The 322-nt window shown below is 60.2% G+C and carries 1 protein-coding gene; it reads right to left on the bottom strand.

Annotated features, from left to right (window positions below):
- A partial coding sequence (locus tag HEN33_RS27250) for a phage tail tape measure protein (protein ID WP_183083556.1) occupies window positions 1–322 on the bottom strand: 322 nt, incomplete at both ends.

Genomic DNA, 322 nt, shown 5'->3' with positions numbered 1-322 from the left:
ATCACCGCCTGCACCCGCTGGTCAATCAGCTGCACAAGACTGCCTGCCGCCTCCGGCCCTATCTGTCCGTTAGCCCCGTCATTCTGAATGGCGATATGGTAGACCGGGGAATACACCAGACCCGCACTACCGTTCATACTACCCACCGCGCGCACACCCAGCGAGCCATCCGCCGCCCGCGTCAGAGGCATAATGGCTTCAGGTCCAGCCTCCCCCATCAGCCCGGCCCCTTTTGCAAAGGCAAAGTACGTGGGCGTGTCCACAATACTGTTGCTGTACGCACTCAGGTTTGCCGAGGTATACACGCCGCCTTTTGCATTGG

Origin of the sequence: Escherichia sp. 94.0001 (assembly GCF_013369155.2) — a bacterium.
Lineage (GTDB): Bacteria > Pseudomonadota > Gammaproteobacteria > Enterobacterales > Enterobacteriaceae > Escherichia > Escherichia coli_F.
This window is presented reverse-complemented; position numbering and strand designations above follow the sequence as displayed.